This is a genomic window from Mesorhizobium sp. WSM4813, from assembly GCF_055811555.1.
In genome coordinates this window covers 124,164-145,512 of sequence record NZ_JBVVQU010000001.1, presented here as the reverse complement: position 1 = coordinate 145,512, position 21,349 = coordinate 124,164, and the positions used below count along the sequence as shown (strand labels likewise).

18 protein-coding genes and 1 pseudogene are annotated in these 21,349 nt (G+C 58.6%); 4 read left to right on the top strand and 15 right to left on the bottom strand.

What is annotated here, in order from left to right:
• Nucleotides 1-149: 149 nt before the first annotated feature.
• Nucleotides 150-617 carry a Ros/MucR family transcriptional regulator gene (locus tag AC0L25_RS00710; protein ID WP_473593813.1) on the bottom strand — a complete coding sequence of 156 codons (468 nt, stop codon included), beginning with the start codon at nucleotides 615-617 and terminating at the stop codon, nucleotides 150-152.
• A gap of 542 nt (nucleotides 618-1,159) precedes the next feature.
• Here AC0L25_RS00710 and AC0L25_RS00705 point away from each other — a divergent pair.
• Nucleotides 1,160-2,197 carry a cytochrome-c peroxidase gene (locus AC0L25_RS00705; protein ID WP_473593762.1) on the top strand — a complete coding sequence of 346 codons (1,038 nt, stop codon included), beginning with the start codon at nucleotides 1,160-1,162 and terminating at the stop codon, nucleotides 2,195-2,197.
• A gap of 221 nt (nucleotides 2,198-2,418) precedes the next feature.
• Here AC0L25_RS00705 and tdh read toward each other — a convergent pair whose 3' ends face one another.
• The 9 genes and pseudogenes from tdh to AC0L25_RS00660 all read right to left on the bottom strand — a co-directional run bounded on the left by tdh (nucleotide 2,419) and on the right by AC0L25_RS00660 (nucleotide 14,703).
• The gene (gene tdh / locus AC0L25_RS00700) at nucleotides 2,419-3,471 is read right to left on the bottom strand and encodes an L-threonine 3-dehydrogenase (protein ID WP_473593761.1); all 1,053 of its coding nucleotides are present in this window, start codon (nucleotides 3,469-3,471) and stop codon (nucleotides 2,419-2,421) included.
• A 329-nt stretch (nucleotides 3,472-3,800) separates the two neighbouring features.
• Complete coding sequence (locus tag AC0L25_RS00695) at nucleotides 3,801-5,957, bottom strand: peptidase domain-containing ABC transporter (RefSeq protein WP_473593760.1); 2,157 nt, start codon at nucleotides 5,955-5,957, stop codon at nucleotides 3,801-3,803.
• A 32-nt stretch (nucleotides 5,958-5,989) separates the two neighbouring features.
• A complete protein-coding gene (locus tag AC0L25_RS00690) occupies nucleotides 5,990-7,075 on the bottom strand; it encodes an HlyD family secretion protein (RefSeq protein ID WP_473593759.1) in 1,086 nt (361 codons plus the stop codon).
• A gap of 714 nt (nucleotides 7,076-7,789) precedes the next feature.
• A complete protein-coding gene (locus AC0L25_RS00685; RefSeq protein WP_473593758.1) occupies nucleotides 7,790-8,185 on the bottom strand; it encodes a hypothetical protein in 396 nt (131 codons plus the stop codon).
• Nucleotides 8,186-9,188: 1,003 nt separating this feature from the next.
• Nucleotides 9,189-10,255, bottom strand: a pseudogene (gene metE / locus AC0L25_RS00680) (5-methyltetrahydropteroyltriglutamate--homocysteine S-methyltransferase); the annotation flags it as partial.
• Nucleotides 10,256-10,652: 397 nt separating this feature from the next.
• Nucleotides 10,653-11,645, bottom strand: coding sequence for an adenosine kinase (locus tag AC0L25_RS00675; RefSeq protein ID WP_473593757.1), 993 nt, complete (start codon nucleotides 11,643-11,645; stop codon nucleotides 10,653-10,655).
• 109 nt (nucleotides 11,646-11,754) lie between these two features.
• The gene (gene metK, locus AC0L25_RS00670; protein ID WP_473593756.1) at nucleotides 11,755-12,930 is read right to left on the bottom strand and encodes a methionine adenosyltransferase; all 1,176 of its coding nucleotides are present in this window, start codon (nucleotides 12,928-12,930) and stop codon (nucleotides 11,755-11,757) included.
• A 54-nt stretch (nucleotides 12,931-12,984) separates the two neighbouring features.
• Entirely contained in the window at nucleotides 12,985-14,322 is a 1,338-nt protein-coding gene (locus AC0L25_RS00665; protein ID WP_473593812.1) for a serine hydroxymethyltransferase, read from the bottom strand.
• Nucleotides 14,323-14,352: 30 nt separating this feature from the next.
• Nucleotides 14,353-14,703, bottom strand: a complete 351-nt coding sequence (locus tag AC0L25_RS00660) for an ArsR/SmtB family transcription factor (RefSeq protein WP_473593755.1) — start codon at nucleotides 14,701-14,703, stop codon at nucleotides 14,353-14,355.
• 282 nt (nucleotides 14,704-14,985) lie between these two features.
• Here AC0L25_RS00660 and AC0L25_RS00655 point away from each other — a divergent pair, with 282 nt between their 5' ends.
• From AC0L25_RS00655 to AC0L25_RS00645, 3 genes are all read left to right on the top strand, one after another.
• On the top strand, nucleotides 14,986-15,189 hold the full coding sequence (locus AC0L25_RS00655; protein ID WP_473492014.1) for a hypothetical protein: 204 nt from the start codon (nucleotides 14,986-14,988) through the stop codon (nucleotides 15,187-15,189).
• Between the two features lie 77 nt (nucleotides 15,190-15,266).
• The gene (locus AC0L25_RS00650) at nucleotides 15,267-15,884 is read left to right on the top strand and encodes a type IV toxin-antitoxin system AbiEi family antitoxin domain-containing protein (protein WP_473518269.1); all 618 of its coding nucleotides are present in this window, start codon (nucleotides 15,267-15,269) and stop codon (nucleotides 15,882-15,884) included.
• Entirely contained in the window at nucleotides 15,877-16,746 is an 870-nt protein-coding gene (locus AC0L25_RS00645; protein WP_473593754.1) for a nucleotidyl transferase AbiEii/AbiGii toxin family protein, read from the top strand. Before AC0L25_RS00650 ends, AC0L25_RS00645 begins: the two co-directional genes overlap by 8 nt.
• A gap of 364 nt (nucleotides 16,747-17,110) precedes the next feature.
• Here AC0L25_RS00645 and AC0L25_RS00640 read toward each other — a convergent pair whose 3' ends face one another.
• The 5 genes from AC0L25_RS00640 to AC0L25_RS00620 are packed head-to-tail and all read right to left on the bottom strand — an operon-like array spanning nucleotide 17,111 to nucleotide 20,900.
• Nucleotides 17,111-18,061 carry a restriction endonuclease gene (locus AC0L25_RS00640; RefSeq protein WP_473593753.1) on the bottom strand — a complete coding sequence of 317 codons (951 nt, stop codon included), beginning with the start codon at nucleotides 18,059-18,061 and terminating at the stop codon, nucleotides 17,111-17,113.
• Nucleotides 18,058-19,323, bottom strand: a complete 1,266-nt coding sequence (locus AC0L25_RS00635) for a three-Cys-motif partner protein TcmP (RefSeq protein ID WP_473593752.1) — start codon at nucleotides 19,321-19,323, stop codon at nucleotides 18,058-18,060. The genes AC0L25_RS00640 and AC0L25_RS00635 overlap by 4 nt, the downstream gene beginning before the upstream one ends.
• A gap of 27 nt (nucleotides 19,324-19,350) precedes the next feature.
• Nucleotides 19,351-20,139, bottom strand: coding sequence for a DUF5131 family protein (locus AC0L25_RS00630; protein WP_473593751.1), 789 nt, complete (start codon nucleotides 20,137-20,139; stop codon nucleotides 19,351-19,353).
• Between the two features lie 33 nt (nucleotides 20,140-20,172).
• Nucleotides 20,173-20,604, bottom strand: a complete 432-nt coding sequence (locus tag AC0L25_RS00625; RefSeq protein WP_473593750.1) for a PIN domain-containing protein — start codon at nucleotides 20,602-20,604, stop codon at nucleotides 20,173-20,175.
• Nucleotides 20,601-20,900, bottom strand: coding sequence for a hypothetical protein (locus AC0L25_RS00620; protein ID WP_473479578.1), 300 nt, complete (start codon nucleotides 20,898-20,900; stop codon nucleotides 20,601-20,603). Before AC0L25_RS00620 ends, AC0L25_RS00625 begins: the two co-directional genes overlap by 4 nt.
• Nucleotides 20,901-21,349: the final 449 nt, after the last annotated feature.

The following is a 21,349-nucleotide window of genomic DNA, read 5'->3' as shown; positions in this document are numbered from 1 at the left end:
GTGTCTCTGCGCTATGTCAGTTCCATTCCGCTTCGCGCCGTGTAATCACACCGTGCAAGGAAAAGGCGGGATTTGATCCCGCCTTTCGATGTTTCGCTCACATCATGCCGATCGAGTCGCCAGCCCCACAGCGGGTCTGGATGAGGAAGTCACGCTGGTACCTTCTTTCTGGACCGCTTCTCCGGCGCCGAGACTTCAGGCTCTTTCGGTTTGCGGCCGAGTCCCATTGTCTTGGCCAGGGCAGAGCGCGCAGCCGCGTAGTTCGGCGCGACCATGGGATAGTCCGCCGGCAGACCCCATTTGGCGCGATATTCATTAGGGCTCAGCCCGTAATGGGTCGACAGATGACGCTTTAGCGATTTGAATTTCTTGCCGTCCTCAAGGGAGATAATATAGTCCGGCGTCACCGATTTTCTGATCGGGACCGCCGGCGTCAACACCGTCGGCTCTTGTGCCGGGACGCGACCGGCCGCCGTGCCCTTCAAAGCTTCGTGCACTTGGCCGATCAGGGCAGATAGGTCCCCCACCGGAACGGGATTGTTGGAAACATAGGCTGAGACAACATCGGCGGTAAGCTGGATGAGGTTGTCGATGTTTTTGAAGTCTTCTTCTGGCATAAAACTCTCCGGTGGATTGGTCTGCGGAGCGTCGCTTCTAGTGGTGATTTCCGGTGAAAGCAACAAATGTCACGACAGGATTGTTCGTTGCTCGTCCAAGATTGAGGTCTATAGCACCACATCACGCGGTCGTGACACTGATCTGCCTGGTAGTCGCTGTCCCCTAACTGCGCCAGTATCCGCCTTTCCGTTCCGATCTCGTCCGTTTGAATTGCAAAAGGAAGACGCAGAAAGCTTGTAAAGCACCATGAGCCGTGCACTCGCTGGGGGCAGAAAACCCTGCGCGTATGAAACAGGTTGGCGTTGCGGCAGCATGTGGCGACAGGCCACGGAACCGACCAAACCTCAGGCGAACAAACAGCGGTTGCGCGCGCCCACCAATGGAATCCGCCGTCGGGCGATGGATACACCGCAGTTACTGTTGCCGCCGCTCGATTGGCTTGGTCGGCAGGCACGATTCCCTCGATCCGCTGATCTAGCGCAGGGCGTTCGCAAGCCGCATGTGGAGAATGGTTTCCGTGCACATCGTAAGGACTCCATTTATGAAAATTCTATTCCCTGCGGTGGCTGTCGCGCTTGTGGCAGCCACAGCTTTTGCTGCGCAGTCCATTCCGCCAGACCTCAGAGAAACGGCACTGGCCACCTTCAAGCCCTTGCCATTCACGCCGGCGCTCGCCAACAACCCGAGCACGCCCGAGAAGATTGCCCTCGGCAATGCACTGTTCTTCGATCCACGCCTCTCGTCCTCAGGCGTTTTCTCCTGCAACTCGTGCCACAACCTGGCCACTGGGGGCGACGACAATCGTGAAACTTCGATTGGCCATGGTTGGCAGAAGGGGCAGCGCAACGCGCCGACGGTGTTTAACTCTGTCTTCAACAAATCACAGTTTTGGGACGGTCGCGCCGAAGACCTGAAAGCTCAGGCCAAAGGGCCGATACAGGCCGGTGTCGAAATGGCCAACACACCGCATCGAGTGGTCGAGACGTTCAAATCGATGCCGCAATATGTGGAGTTGTTCCATTCAGCTTTCCCGGATGAGGCCAATCCCATCACCCTCGACAACCTAGTCAATGCACTCGCAGACTACGAGGCGACACTGGTCACGCCGGCCCCCTTCGACGCCTTCCTCAATGGCGATGAGACCGCCCTCGGTCCCAAAGAGAAACAGGGCCTGGCCCTTTTTATCGAAAAGGGCTGCTCGTCCTGCCATTCCGGTGTCAATATTGGTGGGGAAGGCTATTATCCATTCGGCGTCGTTGAGAGGCCTAGCGCCGACATTCTGCCGGAGAACGACAAGGGACGATTTGCCGTCACCAATGTACCCGAGGATTCCTATGTTTTCCGCGTGCCGTCGCTGCGCAACGTAGCAATCACCGCGCCATACTTTCATTCGGGCAAGGTCTGGGACCTGAGAGAGGCCGTCGCTATCATGGGTACCACCCAGCTTGGCGAACAGCTAACGCAAATCGAAATCGATCAGCTGGTTGCCTTCCTTCATTCGCTGACCGGAAAGCGACCGGAGATCACATATCCCATCTTGCCAACTGAAACGCCCACAACACCTCGACCTCGATCCTAGGCATTGGGAAAACAAGGCGGTCGCGTCGGGGGCCAATGAGCATTCCTTGACCGATCTGGGAGAATGGCCACAAGCGCAGCCGTCCGATTGGGCCGTGATACGTCGCGGCACGAATGAGCGTCGCACGTTGGTTGCAGGAGCCACTGCCTTGCACCAGCGATGCCCCTCGCGGGGAGATCGACGGCAGCCAGGGTGGCGTTCCCGTCAGCACCTCCGCAAAGTCACATCGACCAGTCGCCCTGCCAGTCCATCACCACCTTGCCCGAGCTGCCGCTGCGCATCGCGTCGAAGCCTACTTGAAAATCATCAATTCCGATCCGGTGCATGATCAACCCACTGACATCGAGGGGACCCTGCACCAGGGCGATCATCTTGTACCAGGTCTCGAACATTTCGCGGCCATAGATGCCCTTGAGATGCAGCATCTTGAAGATGACCTTGTTCCAGTCGATCTCGAAGCCGGTCGGCGCGATGCCCAGAATGGCGATCTTGCCGCCATTGTTCATGGTGTCGATCATGTCGCGGAAGGCGGGTGCCGCACCCGACATTTCGAGGCCGACGTCAAAACCTTCGGTCATGCCGAGCGCCGGCATGATATCGCGCAGCTTTTCCTTCGACGCGTCGACCACATGCTGGACGCCGAGTTTTTTCGCCAGCGCCAGCCGCACTGGATTGATGTCGGTGATGACCACCTTTCGCGCGCCGACGCATTGAGCGACGAGCGCAGCCATGATGCCGATCGGCCCGGCGCCGGTGACCAGCACGTCCTCGCCGACCAGATCAAAGGACAGTGCGGTGTGGACCGCATTGCCCAGCGGATCGAAGATTGCGGCGATCTCGTCGGGCACATCGTCGGGGATCGGCACGACGTTGTGCTGCGGGATCGCCAGATATTCACCGAAGGCGCCCGGCCGGTTGACGCCGACGCCGAGCGTGTTGCGGCACAGATGCCCCCTGCCCGCCCGGCAATTGCGGCAGTGGCCGCAGACGATGTGGCCTTCGCCCGAAACACGCTGGCCGATCTTGTACTCGGTGACCGCCGCGCCGAAGTCGGCGACAGTGCCGACGAATTCGTGGCCGGTCACCATCGGCACCGGCACGGTCTTCTGCGCCCACTGGTCCCAATTGTAGATATGGACGTCGGTACCGCAGATCGCGGTCTTCTTGATCTTGATCAGAACGTCGTTCGGGCCGATTTCCGGCACCGGCACTTCTTCCATCCAGATGCCGGGTTCCGCCTTGGCCTTGACCAGCGCCTTCATCATGTTCGACATCAGAATCTCCTTACACGTAGGGTGGTGCGACCAACCGCTCGACCGCACGGACCGCCATATCGCCACCGTGCTTGCCGGCATCCTGAGCAGGGAGCGTGAGCGGGCCACTTCCTCCCGCAGACCTGGCAGGCGCCTTCCCCAGCTGGTGAAGCTACCGGCAGGGCAGGAGGTTCACCGCTTCTACACAGCCTAGCGGGAGCCGATCTTCTTTGACCGCTCGACCGACGGGCGGTTCAGCGCTCCCGACGGCTCCGATGGCGTTCTGATGAGCCCACCAGCGCGAAGCCATGCTTGGTCGTGGGATTCTGCAATGTCCTCACCTGAAGCTGTTAGCTGGTTTCGGTTTGCACTCGCCACAAGCGAGCGTAAGCGCCTTCAGTTGCCACCAAATCAGCATGCCTTCCCTCCGCAACAACCCGCCCCTTGTCCAAGACCACTATTTTGTCGGCGCAACGGATGGTGCTGAGTCGATGAGAGATGATGACGATGGTTTTGCCGGCCCGACGCAGATCCTCAACCACTCGCAGGACAAACGCCTCGGCGACCGAGTCGAGAGAGGAGGTTGCTTCGTCGAGGATCAGGATCTCCGGATCCCGATACAGAGCCCGAGCCAACGCAAGGCGCTGCTTCTCGCCCCCGGAGAGGCGTACGCCGCTTTCGCCTAGATAGGCCTGGAAGCCACCGGGCCAGCGCTCGATCACCTCCCGCAGCCCTGTTTGATCGCAGATTTGGAGGATCTTTTCGACGTCTGGCTCGAACTCGCCAAGGGCGATGTTGTCGATCACCGAGCCCGAGAACACGTCGACCGATTGCGGCACCGCAGCCACAACCTTGCGCAGGGATACGGTCGACAGGTCCTGGAGGGCATAGCGGCCTATCCGTATGTGTCCACCCTCAAGCGGGTAGACATTCTGCAGCAGCGCTGCAAGGGTGCTCTTGCCCGAGCCGCTTTCCCCCACCACCGCTGTCATTTCCCCCCGACGGAAGGTGACGCTAAGATCCTGGAAAAGCTCGAGCTGGCTACCATGGCGGAACGTGACCTTCTCCAGGTGGATGTCGCCAATGTCGGATTTGTTGGCATTGATGCCGCCACCGCTTTCCGGCTCCAGGTCGAAGATCTCGAACAGGCGATCCGCCGCGATAAAAGCATCCTGAACGATCCGGTTGGTCTGGATCAGACTGGCAACCGGCCGGGTGACATAGCCCAGCAAGGTGTAGCAGGACAGTAATTCGCCGGGCGTGATGGTTTGATCGAGGGCAAGCGTCGTTCCGAACCACAGCAGCACGATGGTGAATAGAGTTGCGAGGAAAGTCGAGCTACTGTCTCCAAAGATCGAGATCAGGCCGGAGCTGTAGACGGAATGCAGCATCTTGATGAAGCGGGTCTCCACCTTAAAGTTCGCGAAGCTCTCCATGCCGGAGATCTTGATCGTGGAGACAGCTCCGAGTGACTCCACCAGTTGCGTTTCAAGTTCGGCAGCGTTCTCCATCATGGCGCGCTGTCGATTCCTGTGCAGCCGGTTGATGGTCCAATAGACGGAGAGGTACAACGGGATGGAGGCCGCCACGACCAACGCGATCTTCCACGAGTAGATGAACATCAGCCCTAACGAGAACAGTATCATTAGCACGTCGACGAACATGTTGATCGAGACGTCGTTCAGGAAGCTCCTGATCTTCACCGCGTCGTTCATGCGGGAAATGATTTCGCCCATGCGCATCGTGTCGAAGAACTTCTGAGGCAGGCTTAGGATGTGATTGTAATAGCCAAGGATTAGGTGAACGTCGATTTTCTGTCCCGTTTGCAGGACGAGCAGGTTTCTGAGGAGATTGATTACGACCTGTACAACCAAGATCAGCAGCATGGCGACGCTCATCAGGTTGAGCAGATTTCGGTTGCCCGCTGTAATCACATGATCGACGATCTTCTGGACGTAAATGGCCGTCGAGAGGCCGAGGATCGTCGTCACCAGGGCCCCCGCGAGAGCCTGCGCCATCGCCGCCTTGTGTGGCGCAAGCAGACGTACGAAACGACCTAGGGGTGAGCTGGTCTCGTCGCGGCGCTTGAAGGTGTCTGCCGGAACCAGGAGCACCAGGGCGCCAGTCCATTGCTTTTTGAATTCCTCGTGCGCCAGCTTGCGGATTTCACCATAGGCTGGGTCCATGACGATGACCCACCTGGCATTGATCGCCTGGATTACGACGAAGTGATGCAGGACCTCGTTGACGATTACGTGCGCGATGGCGGGCTTGGGGATCTTGTATAGGCTGTCGAAGCCACCCTTTACCCCCTTGGCAACGAAGCCCAGCTTCCGAGCCGCTTCTATGAGGCCCAGCACAGTCGTGCCGGAGCGGCCGGTCGAGGCATACTGGCGGATACGCGACAATGGCAGCTTGTAGCCATAGAAGGCCGCGACAGATGCAAGGCTGGCGGCCCCGCAATCCGTGATGTCGCGCTGCTTGAACTTGATGACCTTGCTCGACATGGCAGCTCGCTGATTGTTTGGAAAATGAAGGATCAGTGGCTCGCCAGGAGCGGATTGAGCCAATCGTCGACCTCGCTGTACAGGAGTTCCAGGACAGTGCGGTCGCCCAGGAGGAAGCGAGCCCGGACGGTCATGCCCTTCTTCAGGTTACCGATGACCCCGTGCTTGAGGGCGAGATGGCGGCGAGAGAGCGCGCAGCGGACCTTGAAGGCCGGGGTCCCGTCGTGCAGGGTGAAGTCGTGCGCCACGTCGAGCACCGTCGCGTCAATGACACCCCATTGATTGTAGTTGAAGGCATCCACTTGGAGACGCACCGACTGGCCGGGGCGCACAAAGCCGATGTCATTGGGGGAAACGAAGATTTCCGCCACCAGTTCACCATCCGGCGAAACCCAAGCGACGGTTTGCCCGGCCTGGACGTAGCTGCTGGAATTGAGGCCCGAGAATTGCTCGAGAGCGCCCGATACGGGTGCTCGAATGCGGGTCAGGTCCCGTTCGCTCTCAAGCTGATGCAAGGCGGCCGTGAGTTCCTCAAGGCGCAGGTTAACGTCGAATAGCTGCTGGTTCCATTCGGCGAATTTGCGCCGGGCGAGGATCTCGCCCTGGATCTCAACGTTCTGAAGTGCGAAGGCTTTTTCTTCAACGGCCTTTGCCGGTGCTACAGCAGCGGAGAGCAGTCGTTTAGCACGCTCGAGTTCCGCAGCCGCATTACCGCGAGCATACTGGTTCTCCCGCAGCAGGTTGAGGAAATGGGCGCGCTCGGCCGTGGCTGACTCGGTCAAGAGGTGGATCGGGTCCTTGGCTTGCGTGCCGGAGGAGATCAGGGTTTCTAGGTCACTGGCAAAATCGCTCTTCGCGCGAATATCGCCTTTAAGCGCCCTGAGCTTTTCCTCAACCACCCCATCATCGAGGGCGAGGATCTCTTGCCCCTGAGCAACCAGATCGTTTTCGGCGGCAAGGATGCGGGAGATGCGTCCGGAGACCGGCGCCACCAGGGGCGTCTTCTCGACGGTGGGTCGAATAATACCGGCACTTAGGAATGATACCGTTACTGTGATGAAAGGCAGAGAGACCAGCGCCGCAGCCACAGAGAGCAAAATAATATTGTAGATGATCAAAGATCTACCTGATCCTCGAGAAAGGATGCTCTCTGAAGTGCAGTTGGCGAATTCAGAAATGAGTGAGATGTTGATCACGGTCTCGCTGGTCACAATGATGTTGATCTATGATGTTGCCAATTATCCACCATGTCTTCGGCGCGTACTACACCAACGAATCCTACAGCAGAAACTGAGGCTATGAACCAAAAACCACCGGAAGTTGATGATCCCGCTTCTCGGGTTAACTCGGTCAAGCCGTATACTGATATGTCGATATCCATTGTTTTCCTTTTCAAAAACATTCAATGATGAATGTCGGCGATCTTCTGCCGATCGGCAGCACTCCCCCCGCGCCTAAAGACGGCAATACCCATGCCGACTACGAGAATAGAGGCCAAAAAGGCGTTCTGTAGCGTATTCCAAACCCAACTGAGAGTGCGTCGGCCGTACATCACGCATACGACAAACCAGGCGACATCTGCCTCGAGGTGACCGAGGTCAACCCCAGGCGGCGCGAATATTATGGATCTTCTTAATGGTGCTTAATATATGTTATCACGGCTGCTATACCCAGTGCTATCGCAGCAACTCCGCCAAATACTGCCGACGCCAGCCAGAACCACCCTCCGGACGTTGCACATGCTTCTTCGCGCGTTAACTCGGTCACACCATAGGCTTGCATATTGGTCTTCATTTTTTCTCCTCTCTTAGAGCTTGAAATGTAAGGGTGAATCAGTGATTTGGGTCGGCGACTTTTGCCCCTATGCTTACAGCTGCAAGGCCGAACGTCCCCAAAATCGCGAAAGCTATTGCCCAAAACATCCCTCCCGAAATTGCAGATGCTTCTTCGGGAGCCAATTCGGTCACACCATAAGCTGACATTTCCGCCTTCATTTGTTTTCTCCTTTCCCAGAGCTCAAAATAATACGATGAATCAGTAATGCACGCTCGGCGGCGTGTGCCGCCGTACAACGACAAGATCAAGAGTCGTGCCAACTGCACAGGAAGCTCAGGAACAGCGCTTATGCTTTTTTGTTTCGGCGGCTTAATTGAGAGCGCGGCGGCACGCCGGGCCGGACTCACCGCGTCGCAGACGCGGCAAACCTGCCAACAGCCAATAATGACCAACGATCATCCTGATCGTCGGGAGAGGATGCGCCCGGCGGTGTAGCAGGCTGTTTGAAGAGTATAAAACGCTGAGAGGAGGCTCGGTGTCGACCTGTGTGCGATGTCTGTGTTAATTCGTATTAAGCTGAAAACATCACTGAGCGGGATGCCAACCGTTCTTTATACCACGTATAATGATGCATATTGACGCCGCGATTCCTCCTGCCAAAAGGAGTATACTTGCAATTGGCGCAATTATCAATGGGAGTACAAATCCCCCAGACGTTAAAGTTGTTTCTTCAGGAGTTAATTCGGTAACACCATAGGCCGAGATATCGGTCGTCATTGTTGGCCCCTTCTAGTGCTGAATAAGAGCATGAATCAGCGATGCCGGTCGGACGCGTATGCCGCCACCACTAGAACATCAAGAGTCGTGCCAACTGGGTAGGAAGCGCCTCAGAAAAACTGTTCTGCACGTTATCAATGGCTTCACTGAAAGCGCGGCGACACGCCGGGCCGAACATCGCCGTGTCGCTAACTCGACAAACCCGACAGTAGGGGCCAACCCAAGGTGCGTCGGTCTCCTTAGGTTGGCGCTGAGGCCCGGGTTCGTACGTCGGGCCGCGACCGGGACATCCATTGTGCAACCGAAGCTACGTCATCGAAGCGACGAGTCCGGCTGTAACGGACTCGACTGGATCGGCCGCTATCTCGATGGTGCCGGTGCTCAGGCGGCATCCTCAAGCGTTGCCCCTCGGTGAAATGTCTGTTGGCCGCTGGCGCCTGTGAGAGCTGCAGCTCATGGACAAAGCCGTCTTCCTTTCATTTCGTGGCGAAATCATCCGTCCTTCGGACGACCAGAAGCGCTTCCAGATCCTGCCCGCCGCTGAGTCGTCGAGCGGACCTTCGGCTGGACGACAAGGGTGGGGCCTCGCACGCGTCTTCGAGCAGTGCGCGGCTTTTCGATGGCGTTCCTTCTGCTTTGAATTCAATCCGCGAAGCCCGCTGGTCACATGTTTGCCGGTCACAGTGGCCCAGCGGCCTGCGCCTGCACTTTCTCCCGCAGCGCGCGTGCTGCAGCGACCATGTTGATGAGGGCAGCGCGGACCTCCTCCCATTTCCTTGTTTTGAGGCCGCAGTCCGGATTCACCCACAATTGGCCGTCCGACAGACGCTCGCGGGCAAGTTGGGCGAGATGCAATATCTCGCCGATCTCCGGGAAACGTGGTGAGTGAATGTCGTAGACGCCAGGACCGATTTCGTTCGGATATTTGGACTTGGTGAAGGCGTCTAGCAGTTCCATTTTGGAGCGCGACGTCTCTATCGAGATTACGTCCGCGTCCAGTTCAGCGATCGAGTCGATGATCTCATTGAACTCCGAATAGCACATGTGGGTGTGAATTTGGGTCGCGTCCTCTACCCCCGTTGAAGCGAGACGGAAGCTTTCGACTGCCCAGCCGAGATAATGTTTCCAATCGGACTTCCGCAGGGGCAAGCCTTCGCGAAACGCGGCCTCATCGATCTGGATCACCCTTGCGCCAGCTCTTTCCAGGTCGGCCACTTCATCGCGGATGGCGAGTGCGATCTGGCGGCAGGCGGCGCGGGGTACGTCGTCGCGAACAAAAGCCAGTTAAGAATCGTCACTGGGCCTGTGAGCATGCCCTTCACCGGCTTTTTCGTCAGCGACTGGGCAAATTGCCACCAGAGAACCGTCATCGGATTGGGCCGCGATACGTCGCCGAAGATGAGGGGAGGGCGCACCAGCCGGGAGCCGAAACTTTGCACCCAGCCATGCTGGGTGAAGGCGAGGCCGGACAGCTGCTCGCCGAAATGCTGGACCATGTCGTTTCGTTCGAAATCGCCATGTACCAGCACGTCCAGCCCGATCTCTTCCTGCCAGCGGACCGCCGCCTCGGTCTCTTTCTTCAAGAAGGCCTGGTAATCGACATAGCTCAGCCGGCCCTTCGCATGAGCGGAGCGCGCCCTGCGCACCTCGGGCGTCTGCGGGAAGGACCCGATCGTCGTCGTCGGGAACGGCGGCAGGCCGAGCGTGTCAGCCTGGATTCTCGAGCGCTTGGCAAATACGCTCCGCGCCGACAATCGCAGTAGCTCCCTTTGTTGTCGCCGTATAAAGACATATTTATGTGCTTATGTGAACCGTTCACCTGCCGTGTTCCCAAGTCGCAGGTCGCGGGTAGAGCTGAGCCATTTGCGCCACTCTCCGGTTTGCGCAGGCTGTGCCTGGTCGCTCGGGCATCTGTCAATTGTACGATCCCGGCTCAAAACGACCTTCGTCAAAAATGGCGCGTGTTGGCCATTGATGATCGGGCGGCAGTACTGGCCCGAAGTGCGACAACGTTCCTAAGCCTGCAAAATTGAAATTTGGAGAAAACCGGCTTCCTTCTCGGACTGGTACGTTCGATTTACACGCGCTTGTCTGGACAGCCTGCACAACGGAAGGTGGGCAATACGTGGCCGAAATGCTGCCTTACAACAGCCCCGCCTGCTCAGCCTCGCGGCGCAAATTCTGCCGCGGCCTTGGCCCGATCTGCTGGATGACCAGCCCGGCCGCCAGCGAGCCGAGGTCGCCGCAATGCTTCAGGCTGCGCCCTTGCGTGTAGCCGTAGAGGAAGCCGGCGGCATAGAGGTCGCCGGCGCCGGTGGTGTCGACCAGCTCGCGGATTTTGGTCGCATTGATGGTGACGGTCTCGTCGCCGCGCACGATAACGGAGCCTTTTTCAGAACAGGTCACGGCGGCGATCCTGCAATCCGTGCGGATCTGCGCCAGTGCCTCGTCGAACAACGACGTCTCGTAGAGCGACTTGATCTCGTGGCTGTTGGCAAAGACGATGTCGACCGTTCCCGAGCGCATCAGCTCAAGGAATTCGTCACGGTAGCGGTCGACGGAGAACGAATCCGACAGCGTCATCGAGACCTCGCGGCCTGCCGCGTGCGCCAGCTTCGCCGTCTGCCGAATTGCTTCCTTGGCGCGCGGCGGGTCCCACAGATAGCCCTCGAAATAGGTGACGGCGGCGCCTGACGCCTTGTCCGCCTCGACATCCTCCGGACCGAGTTCGACGCAAGCGCCGAGATAGGTGTTCATCGAGCGCTCGCCGTCCGGCGTGACGAAGATCATCGAGCGCGCCGTCGGCGGTTCGCCATTGAGCGGCCTGGTGTCGAAGGCGACGCCTTGCGCGTGCATGTCATGGGCGTAGATTTCGCCGAGCGTGTCGTTCGAGACCTTGCCGAAGAAGGCGGCGCGGCCGCCGAAACTGGCGACGCCCGCCGCCGTGTTGCCGGCGCTGCCGCCGGAAGCTTCGATCGCCGGACCCATGCGGCTGTAGAGCAGCTCGGCGCGCCTCGTGTCGATCAGGTTCATCGCGCCCTTGATGATGCCGTTCCTCTCCAAAAATGCCTCGTCGCACTGGGCGATGATGTCGACAATGGCATTACCGATACAAAGCACGTCATAGGTCGGCATCAATGTCTCCGCCAAAAACCCGAGCCGGCTTCTCGCCACGCCGGGGCCGGCGTGTTTTTGGCGAGTGTGGAATGGGTCGCCCCATGCCGACGCATCCAATACCCGCGCATCACGCAGCTGCCGGTCCTGCCTCACGCAACAGGTCGTCAGCTCTGTCCGTCTTTTCCCAGGTGAACTCCGGCTCTTCGCGGCCGAAGTGTCCGTATGTCGCGGTCTTGCGGTAAATCGGCCGTAAGAGATCAAGCGCCTTGATGATGCCTTTCGGCCGGAGATCGAAAAGCTCAAGGACGGCGCGCTCGATCCTTTTTTCATCAATCTTTGCGGTTCCGAATGTATTGACGAGGATAGAGACCGGCGCGGCCACACCAATCGCGTAAGCAAGCTGAACCTCGCACACCTGCGCCAGTCCGCTGGCAACGACGTTTTTTGCAACGTACCGCGCCGCATAGGCGGCCGACCGATCAACCTTGGACGGGTCCTTGCCCGAAAAGGCACCGCCGCCGTGACGCCCCATACCGCCGTAGGAATCGACGATGATCTTGCGGCCGGTAAGCCCGCAATCGCCGCGCGGCCCACCGACCACGAACCGGCCTGTTGGATTGACCAGGAACCTTATCCCGGTCGTATCCAAGTCGTGGGGCAAGACCGGCCTTATGATCTCCTCAATGACGCCTTCGCGGACCGTGGCTTGTGAGACCTCTTCGTCGTGCTGCGTTGACAGGACTATGGTATCAAGTGCTACCGGGCGCAAACCCTCATAACGGACGGATACTTGAGATTTAACGTCCGGGCGAAGCCAGCCAAGGCGTCCGGTTTGGCGCACCTCTGCCTGTTTTCTTGTCAAATCGTGAGCAAGTTGGATTGGCAACGGCATCAATGTTTCGGTCTCGTTGCACGCGTACCCGAACATGAGGCCCTGATCCCCCGCTCCATGCTCGAGATCTTGCCCTCGTCCCTCGTCGACGCCCTGGCTGATGTCGGGCGACTGCTCGGTCAAGGCCAAGATCACGGCGCAACGCCGGCCGTCAAAGCCGATCGCATCGTCGTCATATCCAATGTCCAAAATGATATCGCGGGCAACTTGGCTGTAGTCGATCTGCGCGTGGCTGGTGATCTCGCCAGCCAGAACGACCATCCCTGATTTCACCAACGCTTCACAAGCAACGCGAGCCTTGGGATCCTTGCGAAGGATCGCATCGAGGACGCCATCTGAGATATTGTCGGCCATCTTGTCGGGATGTCCCGCGCCGACGGATTCGGAAGAGAACACGAATTTTCTGGTCATGGAATGTCCTCGCTTCAAACGTTGGAATTAGGTGTGACACTTGATCTGGCTGTCTTACCTGTCGGAGATGCCAGGCACGTCGAACGCAGCGCAGAAGTCGGCAACGTCTCTGCGGACGCGGGCATGCACGTCCGAATCATCGGGCTGGCGGCAAACCAGGTCGATGAAAGCGGCAATCTGCAGCATTTCCGCCTCGCGCATGCCCACAGACGTCACTGCTGGCGTGCCTAACCGAATGCCGCTGGTGAGCGCGGGATGGCGCGGGTCCCCCGGCACCATGTTGAAATTCGTAATGATCCCTGCTTGCGACAAGCGCTCGGCATAGGCTTTCCCGGACAGCGGCCGGTGCCGAAGATCAAGGATCAGCATGTGATTGTCAGTGCCCCCGGTGACGAGTTCATAGCCTCGCTCCAGAAGCGCCTGGGCCAGAGCCTTGGCGTTGTTGACGATTTGCTGACCGTACACGCGGAAGGACGGATTCCCTGCTTCGTGCAGAGCGACAGCTAGCGCGGCAATCGTATTCATATGCGGTCCGCCCTGGAGGAGAGGGAACACGGCACGGTCTATCCGTTTGGCCAGATTGTGTTTGCTCTTGGAATGATAGAGCGCCTGATAGCGGTCTTCATTCCTTGACAAGATGAAGCCACCGCGGGGGCCGCGGATCGATTTGTGAGAGGTGCTGGTGACCACATCGCAATGGCCAACAGGATTCGGATGCACTCCTGCGACAACGAGGCCGCTGATGTGGGCGATGTCGGCCACCAGATAGGAGTTCACCTCCGAAGCAATTTCGGCCATTGTCTCATAATCAAAGATACGCGGATAAGCAGTTCCGCCGACCCAAATGAGCTTCGGTCCTTCCCGCTTGGCCGTCTCGCGCAAGCGGTCATGGTCAATCTGCTGCGTCTTTTCGTGCAGCCCGTACGGAACTCGCTGATAGTCAGTGCCAGAGAAGTTGACGGCCCAACCGTGCGTCAGATGCCCGCCGCCGGGGAGGGTCAAGCCCATCATCTTGTCTCCCGGACACAACAGCGCTCGACAGACAGCCTGATTGGCCGGCGAGCCGGAATAAGGCTGCACGTTGGCGTGTTCACAGCCGAATAGCGCCTTCAATCGCTCGATGGCGAGGTTCTCAAGCTCATCGACAATCTCGTTTCCGGCGTAGTAGCGCGCGCCGGGATATCCCTCGGCATACTTGTTGGTGAAAATAGACCCGGTCGCTTCCAGCACCGCCGAGGACGCGAAGTTCTCGGAGGCGATAAGTTTGAGGGTCGTCCGCTCCTGGCGCTCCTGTCTTAAAAGCAGCTCGTGAACGCGAGAATCTGCGACAGCCAGGTGAGGCCACTCGCAAGTGTCAAGCTCCGCGATGGCGCCGCCAGTCGAATTGTTCATATCAGCTTCGCGCTCCATTGGGACTAAGTTTCAGGACAAGCAGGCGGCCACCTTGGACCGCGCGCCCTGTATCGCCTCCAGGCGCTGTAGGTCTTGTCTGTGATGGCCATCGCCGTGGGGCAGGAGATCAACCAACAATTGAACCAAGCCGCCGTCCGAGCCTCCTGCTTCGAGGTGGTACGAAGGCCAGGGGCGATGTTCGTTGCCGAGAAGAAAGCCGGCTCTGGCGAGCTGGCGCACGTGTGCGACCGCGTGCTCCTGAGACAGACTCAGAACTTCTGCTAGCTCGCAGACGGTCAGGTCCGCATGCGCACAAAGTCCCAGGATTCGAAGTCGATCAAGATGAGCCGCGGCCTTTAGGCGCCTGACCAGTGTCATCATCGGCCGGCACTCCTTGTATTGACTTCCTCCATTTGGCGTCCTCCCACTCTTTCAGAGGCAATCTTGCCGTCCGACGAGGTCAATACGCCCGACCGCATCGCAGATCGTTTCCGATACGTCACGGTCTCGACCCGCAGCCCAAATGATAGGCTCAACGTACATATTCTCAGCGGTTTAGAGTGCTAAAAGTCCGCGATTTTCTTTGAAGGATCTGTTGCGACACGTGCATACCGGATGCGCCCCAGCACAACGGCGGCTGCGCGGTAATGCCGGCTTGCGAAGATGCGGCGTACGGCCGAGGCCTTCATGCGCCGGTCGCCGCGCGATGGGACGCTCAGCATCGACGGGGATGAAATCCATCTTGTCCATGGCTCCGATCTCTATCCCGATGGACCACATCCCAAGGAAACCGATATCCTGCTCGAAGGCGCCGCCGTCCACGGCGAGCTCAAAGTATGGCTGCGGCGCAAGGCTCAATGCGGCTGACGATTGGCTTCCATTGATTCTCAACAAGTGATACAAATCCTCGGACTGTAACCCCTTAGTTGCGAGATTTCGTATCAATGCCAGAGCCAGCTCCCCAGCGCCAAATCGCCCACGCACTTCTGACAGTGCGCGGAATCGCGCGTCTCGCGGAGCTGCGCAACGCCGGCGTAACAGCGGCCACGATGAGTCGCATGGAACGGGATGGGGAGGTGCTCCGGCTCGCACGCGGCCTCTACCAGCTCTCCGATGCGCCGCTCGACGCTAATCATAGCCTAGCCGAGGCTGCCAAGCGCGTACCCAAAGGCGTTGTCTGCCTTGTGTCAGCCCTGGCATTCCACCAGCTGACGGATCAGCTTCCGAGACAGGTATGGCTGGCCATCGGCCAGAAGGACTGGGCTCCCAAACCCAACGGCACACCCATCCGCATCGTGCGTTTTACCGAAAGTCTGCTCAACGACAGCGTCGAAACTCATGTTGTCGAGGGCGTGACCGTAAAAGTCTTTGGGGTTGTCAAAACAATCGCGGACTGTTTTCGATATCGCAACAAGATCGGCCTGTCGGTGGCGATCGAGGGCCTCCAGGAAGCGCTTCGCCAGCGCAAGGCCACGCCCGGCGAAATTGCCAGGCAGGCTGAGCGTGGCGGTGTCGCCACGGTCATCCGGCCGTATATCGAGGCGCTGACGGCCAATGGCTAAAGAGATCAAGAACATCGGCGCCTCGGTGCGCGCACGTCTGCTGCAACTCGCCAAGGTAAGTGGCCAGACCCTCGATCTGGTTCTGACCCGCTTCGCCCTCGAGCGGCTGCTTTTCCGGCTTAGCCAGTCACCCCACGCCGACCGCTTCGTGCTGAAGGGCGCGATGCTGATGATGAGCTGGTTCGATGATCCGCACCGCGGCACCCGCGACCTTGACCTGCTGGGTTTTGGCGATCCGAGCGCGGAGCCGATGCTGGCGACGTTTCGGGAGGTCCTGGCGCAGGACGCTAGCGATGGCGTCGAGTTCGACGCTGACGCACTCCGGGTCGACCGCATTCGCGAGGAGCTGGAGTATGGTGGGCTCAGGCTGCGGACGACGGCCTCGATCAGCGGCGCCCGGGTCAGCCTGACGATCGACATCGGCTTTGGCGATGCGCTGGAGCCTGGTGCCGAAGAGCTGGAGTATCCTTCCATGCTCGACTTTCCCATGCCCCGGCTGCGGGCTTATGCGCGGGAAACCGTCATTGCCGAGAAATTTCAGGCGATGGTGGCGCTGGGGCGGGCGAATAGCAGGATGAAGGACTTCTACGACATCTGGATTCTTAGCCGGTCCTTCACCTTCGACGACGACAGGTTGCCACGAGCGATCGCCGCCACCTTCGCGCGGCGCGGAACGGCGATACTTCAAGACCTGCCCGATGCGCTGACGTCGGCCTTTGCCGAGGATGCGCAAAAGCAGCGACAGTGGCGCGCGTTTGTTGGAGAAGTCGCTCACGATCCGGGTGATCTTGGGAACGTCATTAGAGATGTAGCTGCATTCCTTATGCCCCAGGCAGCCTCAGCAGCGAGCTTGGGCCAATGAGCAGCTTGATTTCCACTGTCGGATTGTGGGGAGCGGACAAGGCGGTCGCGCTGAGTGGATATACGCCCCATCAGCACGTCCCAAGTCCGATCGAGCTCACTTCTCTGCTCCAGAGCGCGTATCGGATCCAACGTTCAGGCCAGTATCGCTCGCGGCGGCCGTAGCGAGAGCCGCTACGACCCGAGACGATGGGCCGGTCGCAAATGAACCGGTCGAACTGTCTGGGCGATACTCATTGAGATCCCTCCCTGGAATGCACGCCCCTGGCCAGGATTCTCACAGCAGATTGTCCGATTGCTGCGCATACGTAGGGCCGGGCGGGGGCACAAACCGGTAGACGTTTTTCAAAATGCAATGTGTGTCGCTATTTCTCGGCTTCAGACCGATCGCCTCCCATTCGCAGATCGGCGGTGTCCTCGGAGTCTTTTGGGATCTGGAGGGAGATGCGCCAATCGTTCGTTTTTCGCCGGCGCGAGGCGAATTCGACGCGCTGGATCGCGGCCATCTCGTCGGATGCGTATTCGACCTTGTGCCCCTCATCGAGAGTGATCTGCTCGGCCTCTGTCCAAAGTGCGACGGTGAGGAGGACGTCACCGAGCACGCAGGGGCCGTTGGTGGTTGTGAGGGTGACTGAGCCAGGATAAGGAAAGCATCCCGTCCGGAACGCAGGCGGTTGCGCCTTATGAATGCCGTCAAACGGATCTGCGGCCTCTTGAATTTGGTGCCACAGATCGTTTAGAGACCAAGTTGTATCGGACTCAGTGTTGCGAAAGATCGGTGCGAGCGGGTCAGTATCCTCCGGTAAAATGAAATCGACGTCCTGGGGACTGGGAACTTTCCAATCGAGCGAACGAAATCTCCGGATGCCGACCTGTGCAATGGCACAGGCCCGATGCCAAAAGAGCACAAAGTCCAGTCGCAAGATCGAGTTGATTTCCGCAACCGTAATTTCCGAAAGTTTCCGCAGCGAGATGCCCGCATGAGACGCGACAATCTGAGCCTCTGGGGAAAAGCCAGATACACTGACGGCAATGGTTCGATCCGCGCCAATCGAAGACTTCTTTGTGGCTAGCTGCTCGATCCAAGTTACGTCCTGGGTCTTTCGCCAGCGTCGACATTCGATTGTAACAAGCATTTCGGTGCTGCCGACCCGAGCACGAATGCTTGCATCCACTTCTCTCATCCGACCGGTGAGTTTGCAGCGAAGACGATCCGGCGACGTAACGACCAGGCCCTGAGGTCCGGCGTCGGCCTCAATCCGCGCGACTAGGCATTCGAACTCGCGCCATTCCGGGTCCCGACGCCGCGCGGTCATCCTTTGGCACCGCCCTTTGTCCCGGCGTTCAAGAACATTGGGAAGAAGCTGATCTGCTTCTTGATCTTGATCACGTCATCGACGCCAATTGTATTGGCCTTCCTCCGCTCACCTCCAGCGGGGGTTATGACCTCAAGGTCCGGATTCTCTATGATCGCCGCGTGCACATCGTCCGCATGTGCAGGTGTGATGTTGTAGATGCTCTCATAGAAGTCCATGACGGACATGGCGTCCCCGGATTTCGTGATCAGGCGTGGAATATCCCCGAGAAGCTGATTCTTCGCCGAAGCTCGACCGCTGATATCGAAGAGATAGAGCATGCCTTCATGATGCTTTGGATCATAGGACAACATGTTAAGGCCAGACCGACCGAAATGTGCCTGTAAGCTGGCGTTGTCGTGGAGGACATTGTTGTAGACCTGCCTAGCCCGATAAGCATTGGCGAAGTGGATCAGCCAATACCGCCATCCTCCGGGGTTGTTGATCGAGAATGGGCTGACATAGGGTGCACACAACCGGAAAGCATCAAAGACGATTTTCTCGGCCGTGCCGAGCCAATCCTTCTGACTCATCAGGGCATCCAGCGCTTGGATGTCATTGCTCGTCAAGCCGAGATGATCCAGTTGGGCGCGAAGTCGCTCCGGCTGGTCCTTCTGAAGGAAGGCCAGCAGGGAGCTAATGACGAAGGTGTAGAAGATCTCAGCCGCGGGATAGGAGTGCATGATGTCGAGAATGGTGTTTCGCTCGACGTGACTATGCCCGCACTGATCGAGATTGAAGATGACGCTCCGATACCGGCCTTGCTCCAGTAGGCGCTTGATATTGGGATAGGCGACTTCGAAGAACTCGTTCAGATACTCGACGCGTAAATGCAATTTTGGGCAGGCTTGGCTTGCCCCCGCTTGCATGGGTGCGACGTGTGTCTTCAAAAGTTCGATGACGTCGCGGCTGGCGTCGTTGAATACGAGGAGGCATTCGACTTCGACAGCCCCAAGCCCTTGGACGACGCGCTGCGTGTTCACCGCCTCGACGGCTCGTTGCAGTTCCTCGATGAAAATCAACGGCGATCCAGGTGAGTCGCACTGGTAGCGCCCGCCGCCAGCGAAACCGTCGACGATAGCAAGGCGAAATCGCTCCTGCTGAGGCAGCCTGCAGCGAACCGTCAGGTAGTCGAAGACATATTCCCGCAATATTTTATGTTTGCGGCGAGAGTGTTCCTCCAGCTTTGCTCCGTCGACCCATTCATATCGTTTTTCGACCACCTAAACTTCCCCCCGCCGGATGTTATTCTACATTGCTACCGCGTCCTGCGGGGTAGTCGGCATCTCGTCCCAAGTCTGGCCCCGATACTCACGCCCGTTGGCTTTCTTTGAACGCTTTTTATTGTCCTTGCCCCAGGTTCCCCACTGCTTGAAGAAGAAGGCGGTACCGGCCGTCAGGCATTGGCCGTAAATTTCATCGATCCATTCTTCCCTGATCGGTCGAGCGAATTTGCCGCTTTCACCGCCTACGATTGCCCAATGGATGTCACGGAGATCGACGGTGCCAACCGATCCAATCAGAGGCTCAAAGGAGATGAAGCGAATGGTCGCGGGTGCCTGGCGGAGATAGTCGACTCGGCTCACGACGTCCGCGTTTTCAATGCTCGTGCCCAGCCAGACATTGGGCAGGATGTCGCCCATCGCCGAGGCGACAAGGGCTGCCATTCGCTCGGGACGCTTAGTAAGAATTTGATAGTTGTGGCGCGGGGTCTCGCGCATGACCTTCCAGACCTTGAGGATGAACTCGTCGCTGACACCCTCGTGAAAGAGGTCGCTCATCGAATTTACAAAGATTTTTCGCGGTTTCTTCCATCCGTAGGGAAAGGCCAGCGCCTCGCGGTCTTCCCGCACCACGCCATTCCACACCGTGCGCTTTCCCGTTTTACGGGTAAGCCCCGCATATTTCGCGATGCCCATGGTCTCAAGGCGTTTGGCCATCTCCATTGCATAACAATGGGTGCAGCCTGCCGTAACGATCGAGCATCCTGCGACCGGGTTCCAAGTGGAGTCTGTCCACTCTATCTGAGTTTCAGCCATCTTGCCCTCCCGAGCATTCCTTGACCCGCCGCATCAGACCGCTCCGCGTATCGGATTGACGACCTCGAGCCCGGCAAAGTCTTTTTCGTTATCCGTTACCAGCACGCACTTGTTCGCTCCGGCGACAGCGGCGATGATCATATCGAGCCCGCTGCGCGGCTTGCCGGCCGCTTTTCCTCCTGCCATCAGCCGCGCCCAGATCAGCCCGGCCTTGTCGTCGAACGAGAGGATGCGGCCTGCAAACAGCGCCTGCGGCCCCTCAGGCCCAGAGAACCACCTGTCGAGTGCGTCGCGTTTTTTCCCGCGCGGCTTCTCCAGAACCCCGCGAAGAATTTCCGCAACGGTCAGCGAAGCGATAAACAAATCCTCGTCACGCTGTCTCGACATCCATGCCAGGAGCGATTCCGACGGCTGCGATTTGACGACATTGCTGATGATGTTGGTATCGAGGAGGTACCGTGTCACAGGTCGATCTTCCGTCCCTCTTCATGCGAGCGGGAAAGATCGAGGTCGGCTCCCACCAGCGGCGAACGACGCAATGCGGCGAGGATCCCGCCAGGCTTGGGTGGCTCGCCCGCGATGGTCCGGCTGACAGCAGCGCGCAGGCTAGAGGCATCCGGCCCATCTTCGGCCAGGCGGCGAGCCAAAGATCGAATAAGGTCGCGATCGGCATCGCGGCCAAGCACTTCGAAGCGCGCCAAGCCGCGCTCGCTGAGGCGAGATCGATAGTTTTGAATGGCGCGTTTTTGCGAGCTGCCCATAGTTGCCTCCGACATATTTCCAGTAATATAACCAGAACGCAGGGGTTGATCAAGGCGCGAGCAGTCCGGGCGGTGCTCCCTTGCGGTTGGATGGCATCGGTCTAGGATGCATGGTTGTGCGACGGTATTTTTTGACGAGCGTCGAGCAGGCCGCCGGGCGGCCGCCAGGTGCAAAATCGTCCACCGGTCCCGATAGTTGACGAAACCTCAAACATATTTTTTCGGCGATTTTCCCTAAAATAGAAAGCGCAATTTTTTGACGCCTCAGGGTCGTGGCCAGAAAACAGTCGGCAGTAACTTCAATGGGTTATATGTTGTTTAAACAACCGCGTGGCCTTCGTTGAGGGGCATCGATCCGGCTCCTGTTCCGAGCGGAGGACTGTCCCCGCTGACAGCCGCCCGACGTGTCGGGCTGAGCGCTGCAATCACGGCGCAGGCGCAGCCGCAGC